The sequence below is a fragment of the Gammaproteobacteria bacterium genome, from assembly GCA_011375345.1.
GTDB lineage: Bacteria > Pseudomonadota > Gammaproteobacteria > DRLM01 > DRLM01 > DRLM01.
Genome location: DRLM01000076.1, coordinates 1 through 9783, shown reverse-complemented (window position 1 = coordinate 9783; position 9783 = coordinate 1). Strand labels below are relative to the sequence as shown.

The following is a 9783-nucleotide window of genomic DNA, read 5'->3' as shown; positions in this document are numbered from 1 at the left end:
GTTCAGTATGGCCAAGGTGATCTTCCATCCCTGGCTACGGCGCAGACGGCATACAGCCGCCTTCGCACCACCACAACCCGACCTGTTCGCCGATGCGCCAGGATTGCTGGGGGCAATGAAGTGAAAAAATGGGGAGACGCCAGTGCAAGGCAAGCTTGTGCAAGCCGGGGGACCGGCGTATTATTCTCACTTTTTCGCCCCCGTGATTTTGAGGTCGATCATGAAATCGGACATCCACCCGGCTTACGAGGAAATTTCCGTCACTTGCAGTTGCGGGAACACCTTTAAAACCCGCTCCACCCTCTGCAAGGATCTGCATGTGGATGTGTGCTCGTCCTGCCATCCTTTCTACACCGGCAAGCAGAAGCTGGTGGACACTGCGGGCCGGGTAGACAAATTCCGCCAGAAGTACGGCCTGCGCCAGTAGCGCCGCCGTCCATGAGGCCGTCCGGCGGTCCGAGCCGCTGCAAAAAGGCGTCCCCCGGGGGCGCCTTTTTCCTTTGGGTTTTCTTTTGCTGTGGGCCGGGAGCGGGGGCCGGGACCCTGGCCTGTCCGCCGGACAGGGTGGATGAGCAGGCCCGCGTTGCCTGGGTGCACGACGGCGACACCGTGCGCCTGAAAGATGGCCGCAAACTGCGCCTGATCGGCTTCAATACTCCCGAGCTGGGCCGGGACGGGCGCCCGGCGGAGCCTTACGCCAAAGCCGCCCGCGACGCCCTGAAACGGCTCCTGGCCAGGGGCGCCATCCAGCTCCGCTTCGACTTCAGCCGCCGTGACCATTATGGCCGGACACTGGCTCACGCTTTTGACGAGCGGGGACGCAGCCTCGCCGCACTGCTGTTGCAAGAGGGGCTGGCCACTGCCCTGGTCATTCCCCCTGATCTGTGGAACATGGCGTGTTATCTCAAGGCCGAGAAGCTGGCGCGGCAGCAGCGCAAAGGCTTGTGGTCCTTGCCCCGCTACCAGCCCGTTCCAGTTTCCAGGCTGCCGCGCACGGCGGAGGGTTTCCACTTGGTGAAGGGGCGGATCTACCGGATCGGCGAGAGCCGCCGACATTATTGGTTGAACCTGGATCGTGACGTTGCCCTCAGGGTCAACAAAGACGACCTGGACTATTTCGGTGGCCGCAAGGGTTTGTTTGCCTTGCAGGGAAAGAAAGTCATCGCCCGCGGCTGGATCTATCGGCGCGACGGTGATCTGCGCATTCCCCTGCGCCATCGCGCGGATATCGAAATAGTCCCCTGAGCCGCTCTGCCGTCACCCACCGCCGACGCGAGGAATCATGAACGAGGAACGCCGCCAAACCGCCCTGGACTATCACGCCCGGCCCACCGCCGGCAAGATCGAAGTGACCATTACCAAATCCTGCGCCACCCAGGATGACCTGGCCCTGGCCTACACCCCCGGCGTGGCGGAGCCGGTGCGGGCCATTGCCGCCGATTCCGAGGCGGCCTACCGCTACACCGCCAAGGGCAATCTGGTGGCGGTGATCACCGACGGCAGCGCCGTGCTGGGGCTGGGCAAGGTGGGGGCCCTGGCGGGCAAGCCGGTGATGGAAGGCAAGGGGGTGTTGTTCAAAAAGTTCGCCAATATCGATGTGTTCGACATCGAAGTGGACGCCGACAGCCCCGAGCATTTCATCGAGACCGTGGCTGCCATTGCCCCCACTTTCGGCGGCATCAATCTGGAAGACATCGCCGCCCCCCACTGTTTCATGGTGGAAGAAGCCCTGATAGAGCGGCTGGACATTCCCGTGTTCCATGACGATCAGCATGGCACCGCGATCATTATCGCCGCCGGCCTGGAAAACGCCCTCGGTTTGCAGGGCAAGTCCCTGGCCGAGGCAAAGATTGTCTGCCTGGGCGCAGGGGCGGCCGGCATCGCCTCCATGCGCTTGCTGGTGGCCCTGGGGGCGAAAAAGGAACACCTGTGTCTGGTGGACCGCCAGGGGGTGATCCACAGCGGCCGGGAAGATCTGAATGTGTACAAGCGGGAGTTCGCCCTGGACACCGACAAACGCACCCTGGCCGATGCCGTGCAGGATGCCGATGTGTTCATCGGCGTCTCCGGCCCCGACCTGCTGAGCGAGGCCATGCTGGCCAGCATGGCGCCGCGGCCGGTGGTGTTCGCCCTGTCCAACCCCGATCCGGAAATCCGCCCCGAGCTGGCGCGTCAGGTGCGGGACGATGTGATCATGGCCACCGGCCGCAGCGACTACCCCAACCAAGTGAACAATGTACTGGGCTTCCCCTTCATTTTCCGCGGCGCCCTGGATGTGCGCGCCCGCCGTATCAATACCGCCATGCAAATGGCGGCGGTGCACGCCTTGAGCGCCCTCAGCAAGGCACCGGTGCCTGAGACTGTCTTGCGGGCCTACAGGCTGGATCATCTGGAATTCGGTTCGGAATACATTATTCCCAAACCGCTGGATCCGCGCCTGGGCGACACCGTGCCCCCTGCGGTGGCGGCGGCGGCCATCGCCACCGGAGTGGCGGCGGCGAAATACCCGGAGCACTATCCCAGGCCTGCTGTCCCCGCCTGACAGGATGTTGCAAAAGGCCCTCCTGGGCTTTTGCAACAAGCTGCTACGTGTCCGAGGCGCGTTTCCTGGCAGCGGGCTGCAGGGCCCGCTCCAGCATGTCCCGGTAATTGCGGATCCGGTTCACGTACAACACCGGTTCCAGCCCCCGGGCATAGCCGTGTTTCACCGTGCTGTAGTGGCGCTTTTGGGCCAGCAGGGGCAGCACTTCCGCCAGGTCGCTCCAGGCGTCGGGGTTTTTGCCGAAGCGGGTGGCCAGCTCGCGGGCGTCCATGAGGTGGCCGTAGCCCACGTTGTAGGCGGCCAGGGCGGCCCAGCTGCGGTCCGGTTCGGGGAGGGATGCGGGCAGGCGGTCGCGGATGCGGGCCAGGTACCTGGCGCCGCCATAGATGCTGCTTTTGGGATCCAGCCGGCTTTTTAGGCCCAGCTCCCGCGCCGTGGTGAGGGTGAGCATCATGATGCCGCGCACCCCGGTGGGGCTGATTGCGCGGGCTTTCCAATGGGATTCCTGGTAGGCCTGGGCGGCCAGCAGCATCCAGTCCAGATCGTTGCGCCGGGCGGCGTCCTGAAACCATTTTTTGTATTTGGGCAGCAACTGCCGCACCCGGCGGGTGAAGCGGCGGGTGTCCACATAGTCGAACACCTCGACGAAACCGTAGTAGCGTTCCAGCACTGCTTCCAGCCGGCCGCGTTCCCGAAAGCCTTTGAACCACATGGTGAGCACCCGTTGCAGATCCGTGGCCTGCGGCGGCAGCAGCCACGCCAGGGACTGGGGCTGGCCCAATTCAAAGGCCACCTCCAATTCCGGGAAAAAACGCTGGTTGATGGCCACGATGTTGGAATCCGCCACCGTGCAGTCCAGCCGCTTGCGCCACACCGCTTCCAGCAGTTGCTCTGTGTCCTCATCGGCGGTGGTTTCCCATTCCAGCCCGGGGTGGTCGCCGTCCAGGGTAAGCAGGTGTTCTGCATAGCTGGTATCGGCAGGCACTCGCACCCTGCGGCCGGCCAGCTCTTCCACCGAGCGCGGCAGTTTGGCGCTGCGGCGGCAGACCACCTGCTGGCGCACCTGTTGGTAGACCGGGCCGAACAAAAAGCTGTTGCGCCGCTTGGCGGTGACGCTGAGGCCGGCGGCGGCCAGGTGGGCCTCGCCGTTTTGCACGGCGGCAAGTACCTCGCTGACCGTTCCCCGCACCAGGATGCGCAGTTTCACGCCCAGGTGATCGGCAAAGTCGCGTGCCATGTCGTATTCCAGCCCCGCCTCGCCGTCGCGGCTTTCGTAGTACGTGGTGGGCGCATTCCGGGTGGCCACCACCAATTCGCCCTGGGCGCGGATTTTCTCCAGCAGGCCGGGGGCTCGTTCCGGCGGCGCCTGATCACAGGCCGAAACCAAGCCCAGCACGCCCGCCAGCACGCCCGCCAGGCGCGACCGCCAGGCGCGGCCGCAGCGGGAGATGTTTTGAATCAGCGGCATAGCACACCGTTGCCGACAACACGTCAGCGCCATCATAGCAAAGGACCCGGGCGGCTTTACAAATATCGTGGCGCCCGCCATAGTCCCCTTCGCCGCCACCGGAAAGGAGAGGGATGCCATGGACAAGATCGTGATCGTGGGACCCGGGCGTGTGGGTGAATCCACTGCCCAGAATCTGGCCAAGGACCAGCTCTGCCGGGAACTGGTGCTGATCGGCCTGGACGCCGGGCAGGCCCGGGGGGTGGCCCTGGACATCCAGGAATCCGCGCCCCTGTTCGAATTCGACACCGAAATCCGCGGCGGCGCCGATCCGGCCCTGATGCGCGGGGCTGACCTGGTCATCATCACCGCCGGGCTGCCGCGCAAACCGGGCATGAGCCGCTTGGATCTGCTGGCCGCGAACCGCCAGATCCTGGCGGGCATTGCCGAGCACGTCGCCCGCTATGCCTACGACGCTTTTGTGCTGGTGGTGAGCAACCCGGTGGACCTGCTCACCTTCTGTACCTGGCAGAAACTGGGCTGGGCGCGGCGGCGGGTCTTCGGCCTGTCCGGGGTGCTGGACAGCGCCCGCATGGCCAGTTTCGTCGCCCGTGAGAGCGGTTTTTCCGTGCGCGACATCAGCGCCATGGTCATAGGCGGCCACGGCGATGCCATGGTGCCGTTGCTGCGCTATACCACCATCGCCGGCGTCCCCCTCAGCCATTTCCTGAACGACGAGGCCCGCGCCCGCGTGGTGGAGAAAACGCGCCAGGGCGGGGCGGAGATCGTCGCCCTGAAAAAAACCTCCAGCGCCTACGATGCCCCCGCCGCCGCCGTGGCCGCCATGGTGGACGCCATCGTCCATGACCGCAAACGCCTCATGCCCTGCGTGGCGGTGCTGGAGGGGGAATACGGCATGCGCGGTCTGGCCCTGGGTGTGCCCACCCGGCTCGGCCGCGACGGCGTGGAAAAAGTCGTGGAGCTGCCGTTAACGGAAGAAGAACAAGCGGCGCTGGCCGCATCCGCCCAGCCCCTGCGCGATGCTCTCGCCGGCCTGCCCGATTAGCAAGGAGCCCCCCCATGAGCGATGCGCCCCCCACCGTCACCTTTATCGACAATGCCACCGGCAAGCAGGTCGAACTGCCGGTGCGGCGCGGCACCCACGGCCCCCCTGCCATCGAGATCAGCGCCCTGTACAAGGAAACCGGCTGTCTCACCTTCGACCCCGGCTTTGTCTCCACCGCCAGCTGCCGCAGCGCTATCACCTATATCGACGGCGACCAGGGGGTGTTGCTCTATCGCGGCTATCCCATTGAGCAACTGGCGGAAAAAAGCACCTTTTTGGAGGTGGCTTATTTGATGCTCTATGGCGAGTTGCCCAGCAGCGGGCAGCTTGCCGCTTTTACTGAGGTCATCACCCGCCACACCATGATCAACGAAAGCCTGAAAAGCTTCTACCGGGGCTTTTATCACGATGCGCATCCCATGGCCACCATGGTGGGGGTGGTGGGCTCGCTGTCGGCGTTTTATCACGATTCCACCGACATTCGTAACCCGCGCCACCGGGAGGTGGCGGCCCACCGCATGATCGCCAAAATGCCCACCATCGCCGCGGCCAGTTACAAACATTCCATCGGTGAGCCCTTCGTCTACCCGCGCAACCATCTGAGCTACGCCGGCAACTTTCTGAACATGATGTTCTCCGTGCCCACCGAAGAGTACGTGGTGGACCCGGTGGCGGAAAGGGCTCTGGATCTGATTTTCATTTTGCATGCCGACCATGAGCAAAATGCCTCCACCTCCACCGTGCGCCTGGCGGGCAGTTCCGGCGCCAACCCCTTCGCCTGCATCGCCTCGGGCATCGCCGCCCTGTGGGGGCCGGCCCACGGCGGTGCCAACGAGGCGGTGCTCAACATGCTCAATGAAATCGGCGATGTCAGGCGCATACCCCGGTTCATCGCCAAGGCCAAAGACAAAAACGACCCCTTCCGCCTGATGGGCTTCGGCCACCGGGTGTACAAGAATTACGATCCGCGCGCCAAGATCATCCGCCAGATGTGCCATGAAGTGCTGGAAAAACTGGGCGACGACAGCGACCCCTTGTTCGAACTGGCCCTGCGTCTGGAAGAGGTGGCGCTCAAAGACGATTACTTCATCGCCCGCAAGCTCTACCCCAATGTGGATTTCTATTCGGGGCTGATCTACAAGGCGCTGAGGATTCCCACCAATATGTTCACTGTCATGTTCGCCATTGCCCGCACCGTGGGCTGGGTGGCGCAATGGATGGAAATGATCAGCGAGCCCGATCAGCGCATCGGCCGTCCCCGCCAGATCTACGATGGTCACGCCCGCCGCGACTACATCGCCATGGCCGAGCGGCCAGCGGCGCCCCAGGGGTTCGGCGGCACCCTGCCCAACGGCCATGTGGACCGGGGCACCGATTAGCCCGGTTCAATAACTGCCCGGCTGCGGCCAGGAGACAGGCCGGTAATCGCTGCACCGGGCGCTGTGCAGGGTTCTCAGGACGCCGCCGGGGGTGCCCGCGGCCACGGCGGCAGTGGTGCGGCAGCGGGCGAAGGCGCGGGTGAATGCAGCGGGCAACGCCGCTCCGGTGCTGATCCATAAGCCGGTGCGTCCCGTCTCCTGCTCCAGTCCCGGCCACAGATCGTGTTGGTTGAAACGGCGCCCGGCGGTGCTGAGCACGTACACCGGCAGGGGGCGGGGCCAGTAGAAGGCGACCTCCCCGGCCAGTTTGTAATTGGGCACGACAATAAAATCAACCGCCGGCGCCTGCCGGGCCAGGGCCTCGATGGGTGCACGCCAGGCCCGCACTTCCTTAAAGGGATCCTGCCGGGCGCTGAGGCCGAAGGAGTAGGGGAAATAGGCCACCGTCATCAGGACCAGCGACAGGACGAAACCACCGTAAACCAGGCGTCTTTTGAGGGCGCTGGACTGCGGCAGATGGCCGGCCAGCAGAATCAGCAGCCCCAGGTAGACCGGCGCCGGCCAATTGAGCTGCACCTTGGCGCCCAGGGCCTTGATGAAGAAAAATGCGAGCCAGCCCAGGGACAGCCCCCACAGCAGGCGCGGTCCCGGTTCCGCTGGCGGGCGCCACCACACCGTGAGCCCCACAGCGACGATGAGGGGGGAGAGGGCCCCCGCCTGTTCCAGCAAAAACACCAGGCCCCGCTCCAGCGACCAGCTTTGATGGCCCACATGGCCCGCTTCGTGCCGCAGCATCACCCAGTCGTGGGCGGCATTCCACAGAATCACCGGGCTCATGAGCAGCACCATCAAACCCAGCCCACCCCACAGATGGGGCGAGCGCAGCTGATGCCGCCAGCGTGGCACAAGCAGCACCGCCAAGCCCACGGCGGCGGGGAGCAGGCCGATGCTGAGCTTGGTCAGGGTGCCCAGGCCCACCGCCGCCCCCGCTTCCAGCCAGGCGCGGGAGCGGCCGTGAATCAGGGCGCGATAGGCCGCCCACAAACCCCAGGTCCAAAACAAAAACAGCCAGATGTCCGTGGTCATTACCAGGGACAAGGTGAAATAAGTGGGCGTGAGCAGCACCAGTGCCACCGCCCACCAGGCCGCCGCACGCTGCCGCCACACCTCGAAGGCGAAGGCGTAAACGAGGGCCAGCAGGGCGCCGTGGGCCAGCCAGGCGGGCAGGCGCGTCTGCCACTCGCCGTGGCCGAACAGGACTTCCGACAGGGCGATGAGCCAGGCCACCCAAGGGCCTTTGGAGTAATAACTCCAGTCCAGGTGGCGGGACCATTCCCAGTACTGGGCCTCGTCCCAATGCATGTCCACCCCCGCGGCGCGGGTGAGCCAGGCCTTGAACAGAACCAGGGCCGCGGCCAACAGGGCCAGGGCCAGCCCGTCCCGGCGGGGCACCGTCTTTAAGCCGGCTCGTTCCACGCGGCCTCGCCGTTGTTGGCGCTGGCGCTGTCTGCGCGGATCAGATAGGAGCGGGTGTCGGATGATTCGTAATAGGTGCGCGCCATCATTTCGCTCAGCACGCCGGTGGTGAGAAACTGCACCGACACCACCACGAACAGCACGCTGATCAACAACAAAGGCCGGGTGCCGATGCTCTCGCCCAGGGCCAGTTTGACAAAGGCGAGATAGGTCAGCCCCGCGCCTCCCAAAGCGCCGAAGATCAGGCCGATACGGCCGAAGAAATGCCCCGGCCGGGCCCGGAAGCGCATGAAGAAATACACCGCCAGCAAATCCAGCAACACCCGGAAGGTGCGGCCGAGGCCGTATTTGGACTGGCCGAACTGCCGCGCGTGGTGGTGCACCACTTCTTCCTTGATGCGCGCCGGCGAGGTGTTGGCGGCCAGCCAGGCGGGGATGAAGCGGTGCATTTCGCCGTAGAGGCGCACGCTTTTGATCACCGGGGCGCGGAACACTTTCAGGCTGCAGCCGTAATCGTGCAGAGGCACGCCGGTGATTTGGCCGATGAGCTTGTTGGCCAGGCGCGAGGGGATTTTGCGGATCAGATTGTCCTGGCGGTTCTGGCGCCAGCCCGAGACCAGATCCAGGTTTTCCTCCAGCAAGCGCTTAACCAGGCGGGGAATGTCGACCGGGTCGTTTTGCAAGTCGCCGTCCATGGTGACGATGACATCGCCCCGGGTGGCGTCGATGCCCGCCTGCATGGCGGCGGTCTGGCCGAAATTGCGTTGCAGATAAATCAGGCGCACATGGCGGCCCCATTTTTCGCGGGCGGCCTGCATCTCACTCTCGGTGCCGTCGCTGCTGCCGTCGGAGACCAGGATCAGCTCCCAGGGGTGATGGTAGTGCGCCAGACACTCGTGCACCCGCTGGACCAGGGGGGTGACGCTGTCTTGTTCGTTGTACAGGGGGACGACGATGGACAAACGGTGGGGCAGCTCGGTTTGTTCGGTGGTGCTCATGGGGGGCCAGTTCAATTGGGACGGCCGCGCTGACGCGGGCAAGGGGGCGTATTTTACCCCAAAGCGCGCCCACAGCAGGCCCCAAAGGATGCCGATGCCGCCCCCCACCAGGACTTGTGCGGGGTAATGCTTGCCCAGATACACCCGGGACAAGGCCACCAGCGCCGCCACCAGGAACAGACTGCGCGCCCGCCCCCCCAGCACCAGGCTCAAAAACATGGCCGCGGCGAAGAAATTCAGCGCGTGATTGGAGGGCATGCCGGTGAGATTGGGGCCGCAGGCAGCGCCGGGTGGCTGGCCGGGGAGGCGCACCTGCCCGGCCAGTTCGAAACAGGGGCGGGGGTGCTGGAAAGCATTTTTCAACACGTTGCCAAGAAGATCCCCGCTGCCGATCACCAGCAGCGCCATGAGCCACAGCCTGGCCCCCGCTTTGCCCCAGCGGCTCACGAAACCGATCAGCAACAAGGCCAGCAGCGGAAAAGCGAAGCCCCCCCGGGACGACAGCCAGGTGGACAAGGCATCCAGGGCGGGGTGGGCCCAGTCCCGGTTGATCCACAGCAGCAGGGCTTCATTCACGGGGCGGCGTCCGGATCAACAGGCTTGCAGCCCCCCCCAGCACCGTGCTGGCCAGAATGAACAGATGCAGATTGACCGCCCCGCGCAAGGCCGCCCCGGCGTCCAGCCCCAGGGGCAGCAGTGCCGCCACCACTCCCGCTTCATAGGTGCCCGCGCCGGCCACGCCATGCACCGGCAGCACGCTGGTGAGATCGCCGGCGATGACCCCCAGCAGGGCAGGGGCGGCAGGTACAGGCGCGAACAGGGTCAACACCCAGGCAAAAGCCGCCAGTTTCACCAGCCAGTTGACATAAGTCCAC

Annotated in this window: 9 protein-coding genes; 5 read left to right on the top strand and 4 right to left on the bottom strand. The window is 65.0% G+C overall.

The features are described from left to right. Positions 1-220: 220 nt before the first annotated feature. From ENJ19_05610 to ENJ19_05600, 3 genes are read left to right on the top strand one after another with little or no spacing between them, the layout of a single operon-like run. On the top strand, positions 221-427 hold the full coding sequence (locus tag ENJ19_05610) for a 50S ribosomal protein L31 (GenBank protein ID HHM05202.1): 207 nt from the start codon (positions 221-223) through the stop codon (positions 425-427). Between the two features lie 11 nt (positions 428-438). After that, a complete protein-coding gene (locus ENJ19_05605) occupies positions 439-1245 on the top strand; it encodes a nuclease (GenBank protein HHM05201.1) in 807 nt (268 codons plus the stop codon). A 37-nt stretch (positions 1246-1282) separates the two neighbouring features. Further along, on the top strand, positions 1283-2542 hold the full coding sequence (locus ENJ19_05600; GenBank protein HHM05200.1) for a malate dehydrogenase: 1260 nt from the start codon (positions 1283-1285) through the stop codon (positions 2540-2542). A 43-nt stretch (positions 2543-2585) separates the two neighbouring features. Here the strand turns inward: ENJ19_05600 and mltF are convergent, their stop codons facing one another. Next, the gene (gene mltF / locus ENJ19_05595) at positions 2586-4010 is read right to left on the bottom strand and encodes a membrane-bound lytic murein transglycosylase MltF (GenBank protein HHM05199.1); all 1425 of its coding nucleotides are present in this window, start codon (positions 4008-4010) and stop codon (positions 2586-2588) included. Positions 4011-4128: 118 nt separating this feature from the next. On the opposite strand from mltF, the gene mdh reads away from it, so the two are divergent. Both mdh and ENJ19_05585 read left to right on the top strand, forming a co-directional pair. Continuing rightward, positions 4129-5055: a malate dehydrogenase gene (gene mdh, locus ENJ19_05590; protein ID HHM05198.1), complete on the top strand. Its 927-nt coding sequence runs from the start codon at positions 4129-4131 to the stop codon at positions 5053-5055. 14 nt (positions 5056-5069) lie between these two features. Beyond that, positions 5070-6434: a citrate synthase gene (locus tag ENJ19_05585; protein HHM05197.1), complete on the top strand. Its 1365-nt coding sequence runs from the start codon at positions 5070-5072 to the stop codon at positions 6432-6434. Between the two features lie 6 nt (positions 6435-6440). Here the strand turns inward: ENJ19_05585 and ENJ19_05580 are convergent, their stop codons facing one another. The 3 genes from ENJ19_05580 to ENJ19_05570 all read right to left on the bottom strand — a co-directional run. Beyond that, on the bottom strand, positions 6441-7910 hold the full coding sequence (locus ENJ19_05580; GenBank protein HHM05196.1) for a glycosyltransferase family 39 protein: 1470 nt from the start codon (positions 7908-7910) through the stop codon (positions 6441-6443). Next, complete coding sequence (locus ENJ19_05575) at positions 7892-9484, bottom strand: glycosyltransferase (protein HHM05195.1); 1593 nt, start codon at positions 9482-9484, stop codon at positions 7892-7894. Before ENJ19_05575 ends, ENJ19_05580 begins: the two co-directional genes overlap by 19 nt. Further along, positions 9477-9783, bottom strand: a 307-nt coding sequence (locus tag ENJ19_05570; protein ID HHM05194.1) for a UPF0104 family protein, incomplete at its 5' end; no start/stop codon positions are given. The genes ENJ19_05570 and ENJ19_05575, both read right to left, overlap by 8 nt.

What these genes read in the sequence shown, in the direction of transcription:
- ENJ19_05610 (HHM05202.1), top strand. Translation starts at nt 221, where the DNA reads ATGAAATCGGACATCCACCCGGCTTACGAGGAAATTTCCGTCACTTGC.
- ENJ19_05605 (HHM05201.1), top strand. Translation starts at nt 439, where the DNA reads ATGAGGCCGTCCGGCGGTCCGAGCCGCTGCAAAAAGGCGTCCCCCGGG.
- ENJ19_05600 (HHM05200.1), top strand. Translation starts at nt 1,283, where the DNA reads ATGAACGAGGAACGCCGCCAAACCGCCCTGGACTATCACGCCCGGCCC.
- mltF (HHM05199.1), bottom strand. Translation starts at nt 4,010, where the DNA reads ATGCCGCTGATTCAAAACATCTCCCGCTGCGGCCGCGCCTGGCGGTCG.
- mdh (HHM05198.1), top strand. Translation starts at nt 4,129, where the DNA reads ATGGACAAGATCGTGATCGTGGGACCCGGGCGTGTGGGTGAATCCACT.
- ENJ19_05585 (HHM05197.1), top strand. Translation starts at nt 5,070, where the DNA reads ATGAGCGATGCGCCCCCCACCGTCACCTTTATCGACAATGCCACCGGC.